This is a genomic window from Chryseobacterium pyrolae (assembly GCF_025153485.1).
GTDB classification, from domain to species: Bacteria; Bacteroidota; Bacteroidia; order Flavobacteriales; family Weeksellaceae; genus Chryseobacterium; species Chryseobacterium antibioticum.
On sequence record NZ_JANZQH010000006.1, the window covers coordinates 164,901 to 186,833 of the forward strand.

Sequence of the window (21,933 nt, forward strand, 5' to 3'; positions counted from 1 at the left end):
TCAATCATCAAAATAAATTTTTATATTAGTTCATAAATGGTTTTGCGAAATTATTATAGATTAGATTGACGCAATGCGTAAAGCCAAAAGTTATTAGAAATTTTAAACAAACAGTCGTCACAAATGAAATTTATAATATTTTTTCTTGGAATTTCTACCTTTTGCTTCTCGCAAAAATTTAGTTTTATTTACGAAACAAAATGCAAAGTGAATCCAGAAAAACAAGATGATGTTTATTCCGAGAATATGATTTTGGATTTAAAAAATAATATTTCAATTTTTAGAGATTCACTAGACAAAAAATTAGATTCAATAAAGTTGAATAATGGAAACGGAAGGTTTAAAATGGGTATTGAAAACCGATTCTATGTCAAAAAGAATTTAACTCAAAAAAGAATTGAAAAAGTAATAACTTATTTGGGAACAGATTATCTTCTTCCAGTTGAGGAAATATTAAATTGGAATATTACTTCGGAACAAAAAATAATTGGAAAATATAAATCTCAAAAAGCAGAAACAAATTATGGAGGAAGAAACTGGATTGCTTGGTTTACTACAGAATTACCTTTTGCAGACGGTCCATATATTTTCAATGGTTTACCTGGATTGATTATTTCTATTCAAGATTTAAACAATGAATATTCATTTAATTTGATAGAAGTCAAGAAAGGCGGGAATATTTTTGACGCACGAACAAAAACAGTAAAAATTGATTGGAAAAAATATGAAACACTTGCAAAATCATATTTTAATGATCCATATGATATAAAGTCAAAAGGTTGGAAGACAGCTACATTTACCGATCCGAAAGGTAATACAGTGGATATTTCTATAAAGGTTAAAGAAATGCAAAATAATATTTTACAAGAAAATAATCCAATTGAATTAAATCACAAAATAAACTACAAATAAAAACATCTGCTAACATTATATTGCAAAATGCGGGGTTAAGTCGGAATTGAAAATTCGATCCTTCTCTGCCGCCGCTATTTTTCCATTCCACATTTTAGTAGATTAATTCCATGGAGAAAATATCGGCTACGTTTCGTCTTTCTTGCACATTTTATTCTTCGAAACCCGCACTTCGCCAATACTTTTTCCGTTTATAGATAAAATTAAATCTCAAAAAACGATATTAAACTAGACTTTCTTCTCTTTGTTATTTTATCGTTTTTTATAAATTATCTGCTTCTTTTGTAATTGATGGAAAGAACAGCCCCTATCTAAAATTCTATTTTTAGGAAAGCCGCACTACAAATATTTTAATACATTTGTTTAAAACATATTCTGAATGAATTTCGAGCAGATCAACTTGCACCTTGAGGCTTACAAAGAACACGACCAAATTCTGGATGCCGCTAAATTTTTAATCCATTCCTTTGACCTGGAACATGACAACTTTGCAGGTTTTGGATTCCGGGAAGAGCTATCTCCGACTTCTATGCTTTTGACGGCAGAAGGCGTATTGGGAGGTCCACAGACGGTAATGATCCCGAAGAATTTATTTGATTTTGATCTGACTCTCGTTCTAAATATGGTTGCTCACGAAATGCTTCACGTCCGCCAGAAAGCACCCGGACAGGTGATCGAAGATAAAAACGAAAGAGAATTCCAGGCGTATTCTGAAATGCTTTTTCATAAAGTATTTCCACAGATTCCTGAACTCTCGGATCACTATAAGAAATTCTTTGGAGGTCAGGCACTTGAATATTACAGAAGAATGGGTGAAGGATCAGAACTGCAGCAGAAATATGCTATAGAAAAAACAGAAGTAGAACATTTAATTAATTCATTATCATGACCGTAAAGCCGGAAATATCCTGGACAGACTTTGAAAAAATAGACATCCGATGCGGAACCATAATTTCCGTCAATGATTTTGAGAAAGCTAGAAATCCTTCTTACCAACTTCAAATTGATTTCGGAGAACTTGGAATTAAAAATTCGGCTGCTCAGATCACTTCCCTTTATCAGAAAGAAGAATTAGTAGGAAAGCAGGTCATGGCGGTAGTCAATTTCCCAAGAAAGCAGATCGCTAATTTCTTCAGCGAATGTCTGGTTTTGGGCGTTTATGGTGAAGACAAAAAAGAGGTTACTCTTTTAACACCATCCCTTCCCGTGAAAAACGGAATGCAGGTAGGATAAAACACAAACACATATGATACAACACATTCCATTAGAAAAAGTTTTATTTATTGATATTGAGACCGTTCCGGGATCCGGATCATGGGAGGACCTTCCTGAAACCGAACAGAAGCTCTGGGACAAGAAAACAAGATTCCAGAGAAAAGAAGATGTTACTGCTGCAGAGTTTTACGACCGTGCAGGCATTATGGCAGAGTTTGGAAAGATTATCTGCATCACGATCGGGATGGTAGAAAAGAATGATACTTTAAAAATTAAAAGTTTTTCCGGTCATGATGAAAAAAAGATGCTTCAGGAATTCGGAGAGATTTTCAACAGCCCGAGGCTCAATAATATCATTCTCTGTGCCCACAACGGAAAAGAATTTGATTTTCCTTGGATTGCCAGAAGGTTTCTGATTAATGGGATGCAGCCTCCGGTTCCATTCCAGATGTTTGGGAAAAAGCCATGGGAAATTCCTCATATTGATACGATGGAGCTTTGGAAATTTGGCGACTATAAAAGTTTTGTTTCTCTGGAATTGCTGGCTCATGTCTTCGGAATTCCTACGCCCAAAGATGATATAGATGGTTCAATGGTTTCATCAATCTACTACATAGAAAAAGACTTGCAGCGAATTGTTGACTATTGTGAAAAAGATGTCTTAACTTTGGCAAATGTTTTCCGGCGCATGCGTCAGGAAGATTTGTTGAAAAGGAATATCAATCTAGATTAAAAAATGAAATTTACAGACGATCAAATTGCTGACATTGGTGAGGAAATCATCAAGGTCTTAAAATCCGTATATGACCCGGAAATCCCGGTAGATATTTACGAACTAGGCCTTATATATGATGTACAGATCTCCGAAGATGGCGATGTAAAAATTATAATGACCCTTACTACTCCAAACTGTCCGGTTGCAGAGACCCTGCCACAGGAAGTTAAAGACAAGGCAGGAGAAGTAGAAGGAGTAAAAAGCGTAGACTTAGAACTTACTTTCGAACCGAGCTGGCACAAGGATATGATGAGTGAAGAAGCGAAGTTTGAATTAGGAATGCTTTAATGGAGTAAGGAAGATGGAGGCGGGAGGATGGAGGTTTATGGAGTTCATACAATCACTCTTTCCAATGTAAGACTCCTTTTTCTACATCAAGTACAATATAAAACCCGGAAAATTTCCGGGTTTTTCTATTTTAATAAGGTAAATCTAAAGAATAAAGAGGAAAGTTATTAAGGTCAAATTATCAGAAATGATATGACTAATGGTAACTTCCGGCCTCCTCTTCCAGCTTCCAGCCTTTAAATCTCTTTCGCAATCTCTTTTCCTTCCCTCCTGCTCCATTCGCTCCATGAACCTACATAAAGATCAGGAATCGGGAAACCGGCATAGTCCAGCGCCAGAATAGTATGACACGCTGTAACACCAGATCCGCAATGGATGATAAGATACTGAGGTTGATCTTTTAAAAATTCTGCATATTTTTCTTTTAACAGGTCAGGTGTCAGGAACTTTCCGTTCTCATCCAGGTTTTCAGAGAAGGGAATATTGATAGCTCCGGGGATATGTCCCGCCACCAGATCAATAGGTTCAGACTCTCCCTTATATCGGTAAGCATCTCTTACATCTATTACTGTTGAAGAATGGTTTGATAACTCATTTTCAACATCTTCCAATGTTTTAACAGGCAGAAGCCATTCCTCTTTTTTAATGACAGAAGATTTTTCAACGGTTTCTTCCCCGGATGAAAATTCTATTCCTTCTTTTTCAGCTGACTGTAGTCCGCCATCCAGAACCTGAACGTTTTCAAATCCGAAAGATTTCAACATCCACCAGGTTCTTGCTGCTGCATTGGCTCCATTTTTATCATCATAAATGACAATATGTGAACTTTCAGAAATACCGAGTTTTGAAATGGTCTCAGCAAACTTTTCAACAGCCGGAAGCGGATGTCTTCCTCCAAAAGCAGCATCTTCACCTATATTGGCCAGATCTTTATCCAGATCGATAAAACGGGCTCCTTTGATATGTTTTGTAAGATAGGTTTGATCAACATCTTTTCCTGCTCTGGCATCAAGGATGATAAGGTTGGGATTCTGAAAAACACTTTTTAGTTCGGATGATGAGATGATTGGTGACATTTTGTTGATTTTGGTGTTAAATGATAAATTTTGGCTAAAGCCGATCGAGTTTTTAATATACGAGAGCGGGTTAAAACCCGCTCCTATTTGATTATGTTCCCGCCAATTTCACGGATGACACAGATTTATTATCTAACTTATTTATATCCTCTATATTCTGTAAAATCTGCGGGAATTTACGACATGTTCATTATTAAAAATGAAAAATATCCTTTGCTCTGTTATAAGAGCTTTCGAAGTTCAATACATTCAGTTTATGATCTACTTTTTCTACGCTCATAAAATTGATCACCTGTTCTGTAGGCATATTTCCTACCAGATCATCCTTGGCCATAGGACAGCCCCCGATTCCTTTGATCGCACTGTCGAATCTTCTGCAGCCTTTATCATAAGCCGCTTTCAGTTTTGAATAAGAATCTTCGTAACGGTTGTGGAAATGACCGCCGAAATTGATCTCCGGGTATTTTGAGGGAATTTTTTCGAATAAAAGGGCAATGGTTTCAGGAGTGGCAACCCCTGTGGTATCAGAAAGCAGAACATCTTTAATTCCAATCTCCGAAAATCTTTTTGCCCAGAAATCTACATCTTCCCACTTCCACATTTCTCCATAAGGGTTTCCAAAAGCCATAGAAAAATAGATATTAAGCTGTTTTCCTTCACTTTTAGCCAACTCAAGCATTTTAATGATCTCATCAAAAGCCTCCTCCTGGTTTTTGTTGGTATTCCTGTGCTGGAATGTTTCCGAAATAGAGAACGGAAAACCTAAAATATCAACACTCTTATGTTTTAATGCTTTTTCGGCGCCTCTATAATTTCCGATGATTGCGGAAACTTTGGTATTGGATAAAGATGTATCAATATTTTCAGCTACCTCATCAGAATCAGCCATCTGTGGAATTGCTTTCGGGGAAACAAAGCTCAGACAGTCCAATACATCAAAGCCAACCTCCATCAGAGAGTTGATGTAATCTATTTTTTTGCTGGTAGGGATAAACTCTCCCCAACCCTGCATGGCATCTCTAGGACATTCAGTAAGAAACATTTTTACTTTTTGATTTTCTCAAATATAATAAAACTAAACAAGTTTATATACGGCACATACAAATCTAACATTATTTTGATTTTCAAAGATTTATATCCGATATAAAATTTCAATAACTGATATGCAGCTCCAGATAAACCAGGCAAGACATGAAAACCTTTGTTTTCTGCGAAATAGTGTTCTTCAAAAAAGCTAGGTTAATGATTTTACAATCGTAATAAGGCTCATCACAATCACCACCACGCCCACTACCGCAAACATTTTTTTGGCAGGAAGACGTGAGGCAAACATCGCTGAAAAAGGAGCTGTAAAAACACCTCCCAGAAGAAGTCCCAGGACAATGTTCCAGTGGTGAATTCCAATGGTGAAAATAAAGGTTACAGCACTTACAACTGTTAGTAAAAATTTAGCCATCGTTGAGCTCCCCACTACATACCGGGGTGTTCTCCCTTCTTTAATCAATGTTCCGGTAACCAATGGGCCCCATCCTCCTCCGGCGAAAGAATCAATAAATCCACCAACCAATCCCAATACTCTGAGATTGGTTCTTTTTTTCTGTCTGATATTTCCTGATTTTTTATCTTTTCCTTTAAAAGCATTTCTAAGAATATTGATTCCCAAATACAAGGTGTAGCAGGCGATTACCGGCTTTACAATATGAGCATACTCCTCTCCGAAATGAGACAGCGCAAAAGCTCCGATAAAAGCACCTACAGCCGCCACAGGAAATAAAACCCAGACCATTTTTTTGTTGACATTCCCTAATTTATAGTGACTGATGCTTCCCGCTGCAGACGTAAAGGATTCTGCGGAATGAATACTTGCACTCACCACCGGAGGCGGAACGTTCAGAAGCAAAAGGATGGTCGTGCAGATCACTCCATATCCCATCCCCATAGATCCGGCCACAATCTCTGCCAGAAAGCCTGCCAGCAGCATCCAGTAAAAAATATATCCATCTTTACTTAGAAAATATTGAATATCTCCGGACAGATTGAACTGATAAATGATGAGCGCCAAGACCCCGACAAGGATCAGAACGCCTATAATTCCCAGATAGATATTCGCCCTTCTCTGTACTGTTTTGGTAATATTCATCAGTTTTTCCATCTCCAGTTTTGTTTCAGCAGGCGGACTGTTATTTTCACCCAGATATTTCGTTGTCAGCCTGTTAAGCTCTTTTACTTTATAGGTAAAATCACCTTTCAACTGATTCCGGATGTTCTGCATATTGTCCAAAAGTCCGTCCATATCCTCATCAGGAATCGTTTCTGTTAAGATCTCCCGTAACCTTTTGGCTACTGTCGGAGATTTTCCATTGGTAGAAACCGCAATCTTAAGATTTCCTTTCCGGACGATGGAACCTAAATAAAAATCACACAAATCCGGTTTATCGGCAATGTTTACCAGTATATTATGCTGATGGGCCCTGTTGCGGATGCGTTCTGCTAAAGAAACATCATTAACGGCCACAATCGCAACATCAGCACTGTTAAAATCATTATCAGTATAAGACCTTTCATGAAGCGTAAGATTGGGATAATTTTGCTTTAGATCTTTAACCTGATCACTGATTTCTTTTGCCACAAGCTTAATGCGCGCTCCCGGAGAGTTGGCAAGGACAGATTCCAGTTTTTCCAAAGCAATATTTCCACCGCCAATGATGAGCAGTGATAATTCTTCGAGCTTTAAGAATATGGGATATAAAGAGTTACTCATTATATTTAAAGTTTTAGATCATAGGTGAATGCGATATAATACAGTCCTCCAATCTGAGGTCCTGCCGCATACTGAAAATAGCGGCGGTTAAGGAGATTCGTTGCTCCGATTTTCACACTAGTTTTAATTTCCGGAATTCTCCAGGTTGCCTGTGCATCAATGGTATAATAGGCCGGGATATTGCCAAAGGCTAACGGACTTTCCCATAAGAAACTGTCCTGCCATCTCGCTGCCACTGTAAATCCAATATTTTTAATAATCTCTCTATTGCCTATGCTTAAATTCACAGCCCATTTAGGGGTATTGAAAGCGGTAATGAAGAGATCCGAAGTATTGGTTGAAACCAGATCATTATATGAAACGTTGACATTGACATTATAATTTTTCACCAGATTATACCGGATTCCCAGAGATGTCCCCAGACTCTTGTATTTACTGTTGCTATTGGTATACACTCTGTATCGGTCTTGCTTGCTTCGGTCTAGCATTGCTAAAACGGCATTATCACTTCCGATATTTTCATTTTTAGGCACTGCTACTTCTACCTGCCCGAGAAATCCTTCATAAACATTGTAATAAAAATCCCAGTCGATAACCAGTCTGCTGTTGAATAAGGCTGATTTATAACCTATTTCAAAAGAGGTTACTTTTTCAGGCTGCAATTTCGGCAGATTGGCAGCGGTCAAAAGATTTCTGTTTTTCAAGGCTGCCTGGTTCTGGCTCAGTCCTCCGTCTACCTCTTTATTGACTGCAGAAGTAAATTGATCAATAGAAGCCAGCGTATATGAATTTTCGAGGTAGCCCAAACCCTCATTGGCTTTAGACAGACCTCCTACTCTTCTTACATTTCCGTTGTTAACGAATGAAAGGGCTTCAAATAAAGAAGGAAAACGGTATCCATTTTGAAAAGAGACCCGGAAATTATGTTGGTTAACCGGAGAATAGACAACGCTTACTCTTGGATTTAATTTAGTTTCAAACTCAGGGTTTCGGTCTGCGCGAAGGGCCAGATTCACCTTTAATTTATCTTGGAAAAAAAGTTTGGTAAGCTGGGCAAAAGCACCATATTTCTGGTACATGACATTATTCCCGAAAGTATCATCTGATAACGGAATATTTCTCTCGCTGACCGGCCTGTCAAAATCAACAAAATTATTTCCGTCGGGTGTGATACTGTAAAGGCGGTAATCTGCCCCGACAAGAAGATTAAAAACCTTCACAAATCTTGTGAAGTCATAAGTCATTTCTGTCTGATAAAAACGGGACTTCTGTTCAAGCTTTGCTCCACCGGTGGCAGGTGCTCCTGCAATTCCGGAATTGGCAGAATCCCAGTTATTAATCCCGATAATTGTATTTTTTAGCTGTTCAAAAGCGGGTGTTCCTGGAAGTGCCCTGTTCTTATCTACTTCCTGGCGTGCCAGAATAAAAGCATCATTCAGATTCACTCCTGAATTAAGCCTGTCCTGCAAAGTCGTCTGAAAGATATTTTTCCAGTTGGTATTGGAAAGATTCGTAAGATCCAGATTATCAGACAAAGGCTTCAGATTATAAGAATCTCCGGTATTTTCTATGGACATATACGCTCTGAATGTCAATTCTTTACCCGTCAGTTCTACTTTATGGTTTTGAACCGTTGCATTCTGAAGACGGATCTTGTTTCCTCTCTGAAAAGTGCCATCAAGTAATCCGTAACGGTATACATAAGAAGTTCTCCACTGATCCCCAAAACGATAGTATAATCCGGCATCGAATTTTACATTCTTCACTTCAGGACTTATCAGATCTTTCTCATAATATCCTGTCCTTGATACATTAAAAGTGGTTGGCTTTCCGTTATAATTTACTTTTACCGATGTCCGGTTGTTTCTTTCATCTCCATATTTGTTCCAGAGATCTTCGGCCGGGTTATTCGTCAGAGAAAAGTTGGGATTGGCAGTGATCAGTGAATTGGGATTCTGATCTGTACGGTTGTCAGAGATCCAGTCTACGCCACTGAAATAGGAAGCATTAATCTTTACAGCAAAGTTTTTATTAAGAACTTTTGCAATTCTGACTGCACTTTCTCCCAGAGCAGCTGTTTTGTGACTGATATGATCCACATGATTCACTCCACCTCTGAAATAAAGACTGACTCCTTCCGAAGTAAACGGATCTTTGGTCTGTAAGCTCGCCAATCCGTTAACGGCATTCATTCCATACAGCGCGGAAGCTGCTCCGGGCGTAATTTCCATGGACTGGATGTCCAGTTCTGTTGGACCTATGGCATTTCCCAATGGAACGCCAAGCGTGGCGGACTGTACATCTACACCGTCTACCAGCTGCATAAAGCGGAAGTTATTCGGCGAATTGAAACCTCTGGAATTGGGAACTTTTAAAGTAAGGCTTGACGTTAAAAGCTGTAGCCCTTTTACATTTTCCAATGTTTCATAGAACGAGGCAGCAGGACTTTCCCGGATGGTTTTGATGTCAATTTTTTCAATCGCGATGGGAGATTTCATTATTTTTTCGGGAACGCGGGAAGCTGAAATTACGACTTCATTGATGATGGTGTTCTGAGGATTTAATTCTACTGCGATTTTACTGGACAGCGACAATATTTCGGAAGTCTGGCTGGCAAAACCTTCTTTAGCAATCACAATTCTGAAAGGTATTTTCACCCTTGTTCTCAGGTTAAAATTTCCCTCCTGATCGGTTATTGCGGTATCCTGAGTATGTTCTACCTGAATCTGAACTCCGGCAATTCCTTTATGCGTATCGGTATGTTTAATGATTCCGCTTACTTCAATAAGCTGTTGTGCCTGTACAAGGCCAGTGAAGAAAAGAGTAAATACTATAAAATATATTCTCTGCTTAAAATAGGTATGGTGTATGGATTTCACTTGATTAAAATTTTAGGGTTGAAAAATGATTTATGCGTCGTCTACTAATGAACAGCACATACACATTCGCATTCCTAAAAATTGAGCAGCTTTTTTGTTTCGGTAAAGAGAATTAATCATGATCTTTATTTTATGGTTTGTAGATATCGATAGGAGAAATCACCGAAGGTTTCTTCTGAATGCCTGCCTTCCAAATAGATTCCAAAAAGTTCATCCAGGGTTTCGAGGATTTCTTCTTCTCCAATGTTTTCCTTAAATTTTGTATTGAGCCGCATTCCCAATCGATCGCCTCCGATATGAAGGTTATATTTCCCGTAAGCAGTTCCTACCAGACCGATCTCTGCGTTCGGTGATCTTCCGCAGCCGTTCGGACAGCCGGTCATTCTAATGGTAATATCTTCGTTCTGAAGTCCGTATTTTTCAAGAACAGGTTCTATTTTCGTGACTAAAACAGGTAAATAACGTTGGCCTTCTGCTAAAGCCAGTGAACATGTATTTAATGCGACACAGGCCACAGAGTTTTTACGTAGTGCGCTGACCTCATCCGTATATTTTGAAATTCCATGCTCTTTAAGGAGATTCTCAATTTCAGCTTTATCTCTTTCCAGAATATCGGAAAGAATAAGATTCTGATTGCAGGTGAACCGGAAATTCACTTTTCCTGTTTCTGCTATTTTTAACAATCCAGATTTTAAAGGATAGCCTTCTGTATAAAGGATTCTTCCATGCTCTACAAACACGGTATAAAACCACTTCCCTTCATGATTCTGCACCCAACCGTAGCGGTCTTTTCTCTGTTCAAACTTAAACTCTCTGGCTGGTTCAAGGGTAAATCCACATCTTTTTTCAACTTCACTTCTGTATCCTTCGATACCGAGCTTATCGATTGTGTATTTTAATCTTGATAATTTTCTGTCGCTTCTGTTTCCAAAATCCCGCTGTACCGTAATAATTTCATACACAGCTTTCAACACTTTTTCTTCTGTGTCTACGAAACCTAAAAGAGAAGCCAGCCTCGCATACGTTGCATCATTTCCATGAGTGGCGCCCAGTCCTCCTCCTGCTGCAATATTATAGCCGACAATTTTATTATTTTCAATGATGGCAATCAGAGCGATATCATTAATAAAAACATCCACATCATTATTGGGAGGAATAGCAATTCCAATTTTCAGTTTTCTTGGGAGATATCGGTCCTGATACAGGGGATCTTCTTCTGTTTTTCTGTCAATAGCCAATTCATCATCGATCCACAGATCATAATAAGATTTTGTTTTCGGAAGACACATTTCACTGATCTTTCCTGCCAATTCATGGATCTCCTGATGCAATGGTGATTCGGAAGGATTTGAGGTACAGGTTACATTTCTGTTCACATCACCACATGCCGCAATAGAATCCAGGTGCTGAAGATTGAAGTCCCGAATGGTAGGTTTTACATGAGATTTCAAAATTCCATGCAGCTGAATGGTCTGTCGGGTGGTAATTTTGATCACTCCTGTGGAATGGTTTTCTGCAATTTCATGAAGCCCCGCCCATTGTTCAGAAGTTAAAAATCCTCCCGGAAGTCTCAACCGGATCATATAGGAATACAGCCATTCCAGTTTTTTGGACACTCTTTCTTCCCGTCTGTCCCTGTCGTCCTGCTGGTACATTCCATGGAACTTGATGAGGGTTTGGTCATCTTCTCTGATGGCTCCTGTAAAATTGTCTAAAAGGCTTTCTTTTAAAGTTCCCCGAAGTCCATTACTATTTGTTTTTATTTTTTCTACCGGCGAAAGGTTATTCTTATCTGTCATATTCTGTTCATTTACAATTTAATACACGTCTTTTACGTATCTGCCACTGAGCTCCAGTTCTTCGAGATATCCCTGAGCTTCCTCCAGGCTGTGTTTCCCTTTATCCTGAATAATGTTCAGAATGGTTTTCTCCACATCTTTACTCATGGGTTCTCTGGCTCCGCAAACGTAAAGTGATGCTCCGCTTTCCAGCCAGTGATAGACTTCCTGGGCTTTTTGCTCCAGTCTGTGCTGTACATATATTTTTTCCTCGGTATCTCTGGAAAAGGCAAGATCCAGATGGGTCAAAGTCCCTGTTTTCAGAAAATCCTGAAGTTCGGCTTGGTAAAGGAAATCTGAAACGAAAGTCCGGTCTCCGAAAAAGAGCCAGTTTCTGCCCTCTGCTCCTACAGCATCTCTTTCATAAAGAAAAGACCTGAAAGGCGCAATCCCGGTTCCGGGGCCAATCATAATGATATCTTTTTCCGGCTTGGGAAGTCTGAAATGTTTAGCTTCCTGAATATAAAACTCAAGGGTTTCTCCTTCCTTAAATTCTGCCAGAAAACCGCTGCACAATCCGTTTTGTTTTTTATCATGAATGAAAAACTCAGATTTGGCCACTGTGATATGAATTTCGGTATCGCCATGAGCTTCCAGGGATGAAGAAACAGAGTATAAACGTGGCGACTGGCCTGTTAAAATGGTAATAACCTGTTCAAATTCATCCGCATTTTTTACCGGATAGATTCTTAACAAATCCAGAAGGCTTAATCTTACCTCAGGAATAGGATGCCCTGTAATCTGAGCGTACTGAGCGACTGTTGTTTTAAGCAGATAACTGATGTTAAGATGTTTATACAGCAAGTCCTGTGCGCTGGCTGTAATTTTTGTTGTTTTAATCTGCTTTTCACGGTCAATTCCGGTCAATTTAATTATTTCCTCCACGTCATCTTTTGAATTGAAGGCTATAACGCCCAATGCATCGCCTGGATTGTAAACAAGAGGTTTTTCCGTTTCTATTTCTATGTGGTATGTTTCTTTGTCGGAACCTATATCGTTGAGGTTGATGATTGTTGAAATCTTTCCCAGGTATTTTTTTCTTCCTGTCGATATTTTTGGAGCTGCCGTACTTTTCTGGCTGCTTTCTTTGGTTTTATTAACGACATCCAGGATATGTTCTGCCCAGGTGTGAGCTTCCTGTTCATAATCGATATCACATTTTTTCAGAGGAAGGATTCGTTGTGCACCAAGCACTTCAAAACGGAAATCGATGTCTTCACCTGTTTTGCAAAATAAGGGATAGCTGCTATCTCCGAGAGCTAAGACTCCAAATTTCAAATTACTAATGTTCAAATCATTTTCGTGAATGTGATCATAAAATTTCTTCGCAAGAATGGGTGGATCACCTTCTCCCTGAGTACTGATAATGATGAAGAACAAATCTTCTTTAGAGAGATCTTTCGGTTTGTATTGGGAAAGATCTGCCAGCTTTACCTGAACTCCTTTTTTCTTGATGATTCCGGCAAGTTCTACCGCGAGTTTCTTGCTGTTTCCGGTTTCGGTACCATAGGCCAGAGTCATTTTCTTTGGAGAAATACTTTGGGTATTGATTTCCGGGGGAAAAGCCTCTGCCGAAGAAGAGTGCTCTGCAAGACCCGCAAGAAAGCCACTGGCCCAGACGGCTTCATCTCTTGAAAAACCACCTGATATTTCTTTGAGGGCTTTTAATTTAATTTCAGACAGCATATTCTAATATATTTTGAGGGTTGGAGACTAAGGTTCCGTTCGTTACAGATTTGAAATAAATCCCTTCCTGTATAGGTGTTTCCAACCAGGAAAACTCATCGTGCAGGTTAACTACTTTTCCTATCACAACTAGTGACGGAGATACAAAGTCTTTGTTTCCAAAGTCTCGATGGAAATCTTCCAAAGAAGACGTGTACACTTTCTGATAAGGTGTGGTCGCCTGTTCTATAACCGCAATTTTTTTATCGTCAGATGTACCCAATGCTAAAAATTTCTCTACCAGACCATTGAGGTTTCCTTTAGACATATAAAAAACAAGGGTGTCATCGGATGTTCCAAGCTCTTTCCAATAGGCATCACTGAGAATTTCTTTTTTGTAATACGTCAGAAAGCGCACGGAGGTAGCATATCCTCTGGCTGTTAGTGGTATTCCGGCGTATGCCGCCGCTCCTGAGGCCGCTGTAATTCCAGGGATGATTTCGAATGGTATATGATGCTCTTTCAAAGCTTTCAATTCGTCTAAGACATTGGAAAAAAAGGAGATATCTCCACCTTTAAGTCTTACCACTGTTTTTCCCTGAGAAGCGTAATCTACAATCAGGGTATTGATATGGGACTGAGGCGTAGAGGCATTTTTACTGCATTCTTTTCCTACGTATATGATTTCGGTCTTTTTGTTCGCGTAACGGTCTATTATTTCAGGACTTACGAGACGGTCACATAAGATGATATCGGCAGCGGCAATGGCTTTTACAGCTTTTACAGTGATCAGATCAGGGTCGCCAGGTCCTGCACCGACAAGGTAAACCTTTGGTGTATTATTTAATTCTTTCATTTTAAATCTTCTTATTAGTGGTCTCTAGAACAGTCCTTCGATGGACAGGTATCTTTCGCCTGTGTCGTAATTTATAGTCAGAATGGTAGATCCGGCGGGAATTTCAGGAAGTTTTTTAGCGACTGCAGCCAAAGCCGCTCCGGTAGAAATTCCCACGAAAAGTCCTTCTTTTTTTGCGGCTTCCTTAGTCAATTCATAAGCTTCTTCTTTATTGATCTGTACAATTTCATCAAGGATTCCGGTATCAAGTATCGAAGGGACAAATCCGGCTCCCAGACCTTGGAGAGGATGCGGAGCTGGAGATCCACCACTCAGTACGGGAGATAATTCCGGCTCTACCGCAATCACTTTGATATTGGGAAATTTCTGTTTCAGCACCTGTGCAATTCCTGTGATATGACCTCCGGTTCCTACGCCTGTAATGAGGTAGTCTAATCCTTCGGGAAAGTCTTTCAGGATTTCCTGAGCGGTGGTTTCAATGTGCACTTTCACATTTGCGGGATTGTCGAACTGTCTTGGAATCCATGAATTGGGGGTATCCTTTGCCAGCTCTTCCGCTTTTTCAATCGCTCCTTTCATTCCTTTTTCCCTTGGGGTGAGGACGAACTCTGCTCCATAAGATTCCATAATTTTCCGGCGTTCCAAACTCATACTTTCCGGCATCACGAGAATCAGCTTATAGTTTTTTACAGCCGCTACCAGGGCAAGTCCAATACCTGTATTTCCGCTGGTAGGTTCTATAATAACGCTGTCTTTGTTCAATAATCCTTTACCTTCAGCATCTTCAATCATGCTTAAAGCAATTCTGTCTTTGATGCTTCCCCCGGGATTGGCTTTCTCAAGTTTGATCCAGATTTCATTTTCTGTACCGAAGAGTTTATTAATTTTTACGACCGGGGTATTTCCGATGGTTTCTAGTGTGTTTTGGAACTTCATACCGACTCAATTTTATGTTGTTTTTGTTGCTTTTAAATCACAAATGTTAAAGATTCGGGAAGGGTTCCGTTATCTTTTATTTTTATTTCACTTTTATGATAGACCAGAGAACCGGAAGGAACATCCTGGGTGATCCATACATTCCCACCGATGATGCTGTCTCTGCCTATAGTTGTATTCCCTCCCAGAATGGTGGCTCCGGAATAGATAATAACATGGTCTTCAATATTCGGATGTCTTTTTTCATTGGCTTTATCCTTTGAAACATGTAACGCTCCAAGGGTTACGCCCTGATACAGTTTCACATGATTCCCAATGACAGTCGTTTCTCCGATGACAATTCCTGTTCCATGATCAATAAAGAAATGTTCTCCAATGACTGCCCCGGGATGAATGTCTATTCCTGTTCTGCTGTGTGCATATTCTGAGATCACACGAGGCAGGATTTTTATATTTTGAATCCAAAGCTGATGGGAGATCCTATACACATACGTCGCAAAAAAGCCCGGATATGCGAGGAGTATTTCTTCCAGAGATTCTGTCGCCGGATCAAATTCTAAAATAGATTCAGCATCCAGGATCAGTGTATTGTAAAGATCCGGCAATGCAAGAAAGAAATCATCGGTCTGCTTTTCAGCAAACACCCCATCCTCTGATGTATTTTTAACCAAATCAAAAAGAATTTTGTGCAATTCACCGAACTCTATATCAACCTGATTTTCAGTATTTAAACCCTGTGAAAGAAACAAAATATGATACAGTTGATTTACAAAACCTTCCATCTTCCTCTTATCAAAAAATCCCCGGGAACTGGTCTTCTTTTTTTCAAGAATTTTCTTTATAAAATGATCCGGCACTTTCATCGACTACTGAATTATACAGGCTGCAACGGTGGCATTAGAGGTTTCATCAACCAGAATCGCTGATCCTGTTTTTTTATTACTTATAAAATCATCAAATACCAAAGGCTGCGCAGTTCGTATCGTTACTTTTGCAATCTCGTTAAGCTTTACTTCTCCTTCTGCAGTTTCCTTTTCCAGTGTATTGACATTGATCTTATAATCGACCTGTTTTACCACGGCTTTCAGTTGTCTGCTGTGATGTTGCAGCAGGTATTTGTTTCCCGGTAACAGGGCTTTGTGATCAAGCCAGCAAAGTAATACTTCCACTTCTTTTTCAACGGTAGGAAGTTCTTCTGCCGCCGCAAATAGATCTCCCCTGCTGATATCGATGTCCTCAGTTATTTGAATTAAGGCAGGCTGTCCTTCAAAAGCTTCCTGAACCTCAGCTCCATTCACTTCTATGGATGCAATTTCAGTAACAATTCCCGCAGGAAGTATGGCTATTTTATCCCCTTTCTGAAAACTTCCACTGATGATCTGCCCTGCATAACCCCTGTAATCATGTAGCTCTTCAGTCTGAGGGCGGATGACGTATTGTACCTGAAAACGACTGCCTCTGTTTTGCTCCTGATCAAGCTGTACTTCTTCCAAATATTCAAGAAGTGAACTTCCCTGATACCATTCTGTAGTGGACGATAAGGAAACAATATTATCTCCTTTCAATGCGGAAATGGGGAAATAGGTAACATCGTTTAAGCCCAGGCCTTCTGCCATTTTAGCATAATCTGCTTTTATGGTTTCAAAAACATCTTCTGAATAGTCTACCATATCCATTTTGTTAATCGCAACGGCTACTTTTTTCAGTTTAAGCAGTGAAGCAATAATGGAATGTCTTCTCGTTTGCTCAATTACTCCTTTACGGGCATCAATGAGAATAACCATAAGATCTGAATTAGAAGCTCCGGTAATCATGTTTCGGGTGTACTGAACATGCCCCGGAGCATCTGCAATAATAAATTTTCTTTTTGATGTCGAAAAGTATCTGTAAGCGACATCAATCGTGATTCCCTGCTCTCTTTCTGCACGGAGCCCATCCGTTAAAAGAGCCAGGTCTACCCCATCATCATTTTTGTTTTTAGAGTGTTTTTCCAGAACTTCCAATTGGTCCTGTAAAATGCTTTTGCTATCGTAAAGCAGTCTTCCGATGAGGGTGCTTTTCCCGTCATCTACGCTTCCTGCTGTTATAAATCTTAATATATCCACGAGTTTTTTGTTATAAATGATTAATGATGATTGATTAATGATGAGCATAAGTAATGAGAAATATGTACTCTGATCATATTTTCCAAATTGTCTTATTACTCATTGCTCATTACCTATTAAAAGTAGCCTCCTTTTTTACGGTCTTCCATGGCCGCTTCGGTTACCCTGTCATCAATTCTGGTTTCACCTCTTTCTGATATGCGGGTAGCCACGATCTCTTCAATTACCCTATCTACTGTCGCTGCTTCCGATTCTACTGCCGCCGTACAGGTCATATCACCCACGGTGCGGTAGCGTATTCTTTTTATGATAACAGTATCTTCTTCCTCCAGAACTGCATGCTTGGAATTTGCAATCCACTGTCCATTAAGGTCTACCACTTCTCTTTCGTGCGAAAAATAAATAGAAGGCAGTGCTATATTTTCTCTCCGGATATAGTTCCAGATATCAAGTTCTGTCCAGTTGCTGATTGGAAACACCCTCACATTTTCTCCTTTATGAATTTTGCCATTAAAGATATTCCACAGCTCGGGGCGCTGAAGTTTTGGATCCCATTGTCCGAATTCATCTCGAACAGAGAATATTCTTTCCTTCGCTCGGGCTTTTTCTTCGTCTCTTCGCGCTCCACCGATGCACGCATCAAATTCAAATTCTTCAATTGTGTCTAGAAGTGTAAAGGTCTGCAGCCAGTTTCGGCTTGGAAATTTCCCTTTAGGTTCTGTCAGTTTTCTTTTGCTAATGGTGTCTTCTACTTTTCTTACCACCAGATCCACATCCAATTCTGCAACCAGCTGATCTCTGAAGCTTAACACCTCCGGAAAGTTGTGCCCGGTATCAACATGGACAAATTTGAAAGGAATCTTGCCATAAGGAAATGCTTTTGCGGCCAGATGCGCCAGGACAATACTGTCTTTTCCTCCGCTGAACAGTAAAGCCGGACGCTCAAACTGCCCTGCTACTTCTCTTAAAATATAGATGGATTCAGATTCTAACTGATCTAAATAATTGAAATGATATAATGACATATTTTATTTTTTTATTGATGAACATGCAAGCCGCATTCTTTCTTATCGGCATCTTCCCACCACCAGCGGCCGGCTCTGAAATCTTCTCCTTCTTTGATTGCTCTTGTACAGGGTTCACATCCTATGCTTACAAATCCTTTTTTGTGAAGATGATTATAGGGAAGATGATGTGCTTTAACATAGTCTGTAACCTGTTCTGTAGTCCAGTGAAGGATGGGATGAAATTTGATAATCTGATGATCTGGGTCCCACTCCAGCTGCGGCATTTCTTTTCTACCTGCGGAATGTTCAGACCTTAAGCCTGTGATCCAGACCTTATATCCGTGAAGTGCTTTTTTCAAAGGAATAACCTTTCGGATATTGCAGCAGGCTTTTCTCTGTTCTACGGATTGATAGAAGGAATCAGGTCCGTTGTCTGAAACAAATTGCTGCAGCGATTCCGGATCCGGATAATAAGCTTTAATGGTCTTTTTGAAAAATGCTCTGGAGGAAGTCCATGTTTCATAGGTCTGCTCAAAAAGTCTTCCCGTATCGAGGGTGAAAATATCAATATTCAGGTTTTTTATCAGATGAGTGACGACCTGATCTTCATAACTGAAGCTTGTAGAAAAGATGACCTCACCGGGGAACCTGTTGGAAATAACTTCCAAAAAATCATCAATGAAAGCACCTGCAGAGGCCTTTTCCAGCAATTTATCGAATTCTATTTTCAGGGTATTTTCCATTTTTAATTGAAATTAACTCCTGCAAATATATATAAATCCCACTTATCCTACCAAATTAGTAGGATATAAAAATTAAAAAAATTTTCAGCTGTTTTTTATAAAGGAAGTAAGTGTGGCTTCCATCATGCTTTTTCTTGTTTTTTCTCTGACGATCATGAGTTCATTTCTTAGATAGCATGTGGCCTCATCGACACAGTCATCACACGGTTCGTAGAAATTCAATGAAATACAGGGAGTTAAAGCGATAGGCCCTTCAAAAATACGGTAGATGTCGGCCAGTGAAACCTCATCAGGTGACTTCAGGAGATAGTATCCTCCGGCGGTTCCCTGTTTACTGTTGACCAGCTTGGCTCTTTTCAGTTCAAGAAGAATCTGTTCTAAAAATTTTTTGGAAATATTCTCATCCTGTGCAATAATAGCGGTTGACAAAAATCCCTGATTGTAGTTTCTTGCCAATCTAACCATTGCTTTCAAAGCATATTTGCAACGTTTGGACATCATAATAGATGCAAGTTATGATAATTTATTTGATTAACGAAATTGGAACTCCAGATTAAAAAAATGAATCTTAATTACCCTCTGAAAATATCCCCTAAAGTCCAAATTTGAAAAATTTACATTGTATATTTGTTGGAAATTTATGATCGATGAGTATAATAGAATTCAACCCATTGTGGAAAGAGAAATTATTAAACCGTTTTCTTACCTATGTAAAAATATATTCAACCAGTGATGCTGAAAGCGAAGCAACACCTTCTACTCCACGACAGTGGGACATTGCCAATCATATTGCTGAGGAACTGAAAACAATTGGTTTAGAAGAGGTCTCCATTGATGAACATGGTTATATTATGGGCTATGTTCCTTCTAATGTAGAAAATGATAAAAGGCCAACAATAGGTTTTATTTCACATTATGATACTTCTCCTGATTTTAGCGGGGAAAATGTAAAACCGCAGATTTGGGAAAACTATGACGGAGGTGATCTTCTTTTAAACCAGGCTACAGGATTTACCCTGTCTCCTTCTAAATTTGAAAGTTTAAAACAATACATCGGACAAACACTGATCACGACAGACGGGAATACTCTTCTTGGAGCTGATGATAAGGCAGGATGTGCAGAAATTGTAACAGCTGCGGAATATCTTATCGCCCACCCAGAAATTAAGCACGGGAGAATTGCTGTAGGATTTACTCCTGATGAAGAGATCGGAAGAGGCGCACATAAATTTGATGTGGCTAAATTCGGTGCTGAGTGGGCTTATACCATGGACGGCAGTGAAGTGGGAGAATTGGAATATGAAAACTTTAATGCTGCAGGAGCTGTAGTAAAAATCCACGGATTGAGCGTTCACCCTGGTTATGCTTACGGAAAAATGGTTAATGCTGGACTTTTAGCTGCTGAATTTATACAGATGCTTCCACCGAATGAAACTCCGGCTACAACTAAAGGTTTTGACGGCTTTTATCATTTAATGGATATTACGGCTGATATTTCTGAGGCAAAACTTCAATATATCATTCGTGATCATGATGAAGAAAAGTATGAAGCCAGAAAAAAATTCATGGAGGAAAAAGTAGCCGAATTCAACCAAAAACATGGTGAAGGAACTGCTGAAGTGGAAATCAAAGAGCAGTACCGAAATATGAAGCAGCAGTTTGAAGGAAAAATGCACATCATTGACCTTGCTGCAAAAGCGATGAAGGAAGCGGATATTGAGCCTAAAATTAAGGCAATCAGAGGAGGAACAGACGGAGCTCAGCTATCTTATATGGGACTGCCTTGTCCTAATATTTTTGCAGGAGGAATGAACTTCCACGGACCTTACGAATATGTCGCGCTGGAAAGCATGGAAAAAGCAGTGGAAGTCATCATTAATATTGTAAAAGCTTAATTCTGATGAAAAACCTTTCAGCATTAGCCCTTATTTTGATTTTTTCTTTCAGCAGTGCCCAGGTCTCTGAGTTTCAGAAGGCAGACTCACGGTATGAAAGAAAAATAAAGTCTCTGTACAAGAAATATCCGAAGCCTAATGATGAAAGGACTAAGCAGGAGTGGCTTCTTACCGAAGAAAAAATCTCGGCATACAAAAATGCTTTAGAGAAGATTTCTGAGGAAGAAAAGAAAATGACAGCGGATGTTCCACCTCCTATGGCGCCTAAGATCACCAAGGAAGCAGAATATGAAGCGGGAAAAGCCTCTTTTCAAAAGCTTTTAAATGAAGCGATCGATCTTACTTTCCTGAATTTTTCAGTCAATCCTTATAAAATAAATTTAAAATTTACTTTAGACTCTAAAGGGAATGCCTCCCATGTGAAAGTAAAAGGGAATAATGAAGATGTGAATGCATTTATAGAAGCCGCTTTTTACCGGATAAGGGATAAGGGCAAATGGAAACCTGCAGAATCAAATGGACGACCTGTCCTTTCTGTTGTCAACCTTCCTTTACAATTGAATTTCAGTAAATAAAACAGATCAACCCATTGCAGATGCAGTGGGTTGTTTCTTTTGTGTTCTGTGAAATTTTTACCCTTATTTCTCCTGTTGATGAAAAGTATTTAATTTTTTGATTATATTTACTTATACATCAGACTATTAACTTACAAAATCAATTGAGTATGAGAAAAATGAAAAAACTATTAAGAAAGGACCTGTCGACGATTCTTGGTGCAGGTATCAATGGCTGTCATATGAACGGTGAATCTGCCTATTGCTGGACGGACTGTGACTGTGCTTTTGGAAGAGCCTGTGAAATGGATGATGATGGAAATCCGGGAAGATGCATCTCTGTAGGAAATCCTGGAGGTGGCGGCGGCGGAGGGTGTAATCCCCCATCTAATTGTGAAGAACAGCCTTTTTAACAAACACCATCGGAA

21 protein-coding genes are annotated in these 21,933 nt (G+C 39.4%); 8 read left to right on the top strand and 13 right to left on the bottom strand.

The features are described 5' to 3' along the window. Nucleotides 1-123: 123 nt before the first annotated feature. The 5 genes from NZD88_RS13815 to NZD88_RS13835 all read left to right on the top strand — a co-directional run bounded on the left by NZD88_RS13815 (nucleotide 124) and on the right by NZD88_RS13835 (nucleotide 3,190). Nucleotides 124-912, top strand: a complete 789-nt coding sequence (locus NZD88_RS13815; RefSeq protein ID WP_259829928.1) for a GLPGLI family protein — start codon at nucleotides 124-126, stop codon at nucleotides 910-912. Nucleotides 913-1,291: 379 nt separating this feature from the next. Further along, nucleotides 1,292-1,801, top strand: a complete 510-nt coding sequence (locus tag NZD88_RS13820; RefSeq protein ID WP_259829930.1) for a hypothetical protein — start codon at nucleotides 1,292-1,294, stop codon at nucleotides 1,799-1,801. Further along, nucleotides 1,798-2,145, top strand: a complete 348-nt coding sequence (locus NZD88_RS13825) for a tRNA-binding protein (RefSeq protein ID WP_259829931.1) — start codon at nucleotides 1,798-1,800, stop codon at nucleotides 2,143-2,145. Before NZD88_RS13820 ends, NZD88_RS13825 begins: the two co-directional genes overlap by 4 nt. 13 nt (nucleotides 2,146-2,158) lie before the next feature. Next, nucleotides 2,159-2,860 (top strand): 3'-5' exonuclease, encoded by a 702-nt coding sequence (locus NZD88_RS13830; protein WP_259829933.1) that lies wholly within the window; start codon nucleotides 2,159-2,161, stop codon nucleotides 2,858-2,860. 3 nt (nucleotides 2,861-2,863) lie between these two features. Continuing rightward, on the top strand, nucleotides 2,864-3,190 hold the full coding sequence (locus tag NZD88_RS13835; protein WP_169234363.1) for an SUF system Fe-S cluster assembly protein: 327 nt from the start codon (nucleotides 2,864-2,866) through the stop codon (nucleotides 3,188-3,190). 236 nt (nucleotides 3,191-3,426) lie between these two features. On the opposite strand, the gene NZD88_RS13840 is transcribed toward NZD88_RS13835, so the two are convergent. The 13 genes from NZD88_RS13840 to NZD88_RS13900 all read right to left on the bottom strand — a co-directional run bounded on the left by NZD88_RS13840 (nucleotide 3,427) and on the right by NZD88_RS13900 (nucleotide 19,557). Next, nucleotides 3,427-4,266, bottom strand: a complete 840-nt coding sequence (locus NZD88_RS13840; protein ID WP_259829934.1) for a sulfurtransferase — start codon at nucleotides 4,264-4,266, stop codon at nucleotides 3,427-3,429. 193 nt (nucleotides 4,267-4,459) lie between these two features. Next, nucleotides 4,460-5,308 (bottom strand): hydroxymethylglutaryl-CoA lyase, encoded by an 849-nt coding sequence (locus NZD88_RS13845; RefSeq protein WP_259829935.1) that lies wholly within the window; start codon nucleotides 5,306-5,308, stop codon nucleotides 4,460-4,462. Between the two features lie 192 nt (nucleotides 5,309-5,500). Further along, nucleotides 5,501-7,027, bottom strand: coding sequence for a TSUP family transporter (locus NZD88_RS13850; protein WP_259829936.1), 1,527 nt, complete (start codon nucleotides 7,025-7,027; stop codon nucleotides 5,501-5,503). Nucleotides 7,028-7,032: 5 nt separating this feature from the next. Beyond that, a complete protein-coding gene (locus NZD88_RS13855; protein ID WP_259829937.1) occupies nucleotides 7,033-9,906 on the bottom strand; it encodes a TonB-dependent receptor in 2,874 nt (957 codons plus the stop codon). Between the two features lie 125 nt (nucleotides 9,907-10,031). Continuing rightward, nucleotides 10,032-11,705: an NADPH-dependent assimilatory sulfite reductase hemoprotein subunit gene (locus NZD88_RS13860; protein WP_259829938.1), complete on the bottom strand. Its 1,674-nt coding sequence runs from the start codon at nucleotides 11,703-11,705 to the stop codon at nucleotides 10,032-10,034. Nucleotides 11,706-11,723: 18 nt separating this feature from the next. Then, nucleotides 11,724-13,430 (bottom strand): diflavin oxidoreductase, encoded by a 1,707-nt coding sequence (locus NZD88_RS13865; protein WP_259829939.1) that lies wholly within the window; start codon nucleotides 13,428-13,430, stop codon nucleotides 11,724-11,726. Further along, nucleotides 13,420-14,265, bottom strand: a complete 846-nt coding sequence (gene cobA, locus NZD88_RS13870; protein WP_259829940.1) for a uroporphyrinogen-III C-methyltransferase — start codon at nucleotides 14,263-14,265, stop codon at nucleotides 13,420-13,422. Before cobA ends, NZD88_RS13865 begins: the two co-directional genes overlap by 11 nt. Nucleotides 14,266-14,289: 24 nt before the next feature. Then, on the bottom strand, nucleotides 14,290-15,201 hold the full coding sequence (gene cysK, locus NZD88_RS13875; protein ID WP_259829941.1) for a cysteine synthase A: 912 nt from the start codon (nucleotides 15,199-15,201) through the stop codon (nucleotides 14,290-14,292). A gap of 32 nt (nucleotides 15,202-15,233) precedes the next feature. Beyond that, entirely contained in the window at nucleotides 15,234-16,064 is an 831-nt protein-coding gene (gene epsC / locus NZD88_RS13880; RefSeq protein ID WP_259829943.1) for a serine O-acetyltransferase EpsC, read from the bottom strand. A gap of 3 nt (nucleotides 16,065-16,067) precedes the next feature. Continuing rightward, nucleotides 16,068-17,306: a sulfate adenylyltransferase subunit 1 gene (locus NZD88_RS13885; RefSeq protein ID WP_259829945.1), complete on the bottom strand. Its 1,239-nt coding sequence runs from the start codon at nucleotides 17,304-17,306 to the stop codon at nucleotides 16,068-16,070. Between the two features lie 116 nt (nucleotides 17,307-17,422). Next, nucleotides 17,423-18,331, bottom strand: coding sequence for a sulfate adenylyltransferase subunit CysD (gene cysD, locus NZD88_RS13890; protein WP_259829946.1), 909 nt, complete (start codon nucleotides 18,329-18,331; stop codon nucleotides 17,423-17,425). Between the two features lie 11 nt (nucleotides 18,332-18,342). After that, nucleotides 18,343-19,056 carry a phosphoadenylyl-sulfate reductase gene (locus tag NZD88_RS13895; protein WP_259829947.1) on the bottom strand — a complete coding sequence of 238 codons (714 nt, stop codon included), beginning with the start codon at nucleotides 19,054-19,056 and terminating at the stop codon, nucleotides 18,343-18,345. Nucleotides 19,057-19,140: 84 nt separating this feature from the next. Beyond that, nucleotides 19,141-19,557: an RrF2 family transcriptional regulator gene (locus NZD88_RS13900; RefSeq protein WP_169234336.1), complete on the bottom strand. Its 417-nt coding sequence runs from the start codon at nucleotides 19,555-19,557 to the stop codon at nucleotides 19,141-19,143. Nucleotides 19,558-19,703: 146 nt separating this feature from the next. Between NZD88_RS13900 and pepT the strand changes: the two genes are divergently transcribed. The 3 genes from pepT (at nucleotide 19,704) to NZD88_RS13915 (ending at nucleotide 21,918) form a co-directional block, all read left to right on the top strand. Further along, nucleotides 19,704-20,951, top strand: a complete 1,248-nt coding sequence (gene pepT, locus NZD88_RS13905; RefSeq protein ID WP_259829948.1) for a peptidase T — start codon at nucleotides 19,704-19,706, stop codon at nucleotides 20,949-20,951. A 5-nt stretch (nucleotides 20,952-20,956) separates the two neighbouring features. Further along, nucleotides 20,957-21,526: a hypothetical protein gene (locus tag NZD88_RS13910; RefSeq protein WP_259829949.1), complete on the top strand. Its 570-nt coding sequence runs from the start codon at nucleotides 20,957-20,959 to the stop codon at nucleotides 21,524-21,526. 158 nt (nucleotides 21,527-21,684) lie between these two features. Next, nucleotides 21,685-21,918, top strand: a complete 234-nt coding sequence (locus tag NZD88_RS13915; RefSeq protein WP_169234333.1) for a hypothetical protein — start codon at nucleotides 21,685-21,687, stop codon at nucleotides 21,916-21,918. The last annotated feature ends 15 nt before the right edge of the window (nucleotides 21,919-21,933 follow it).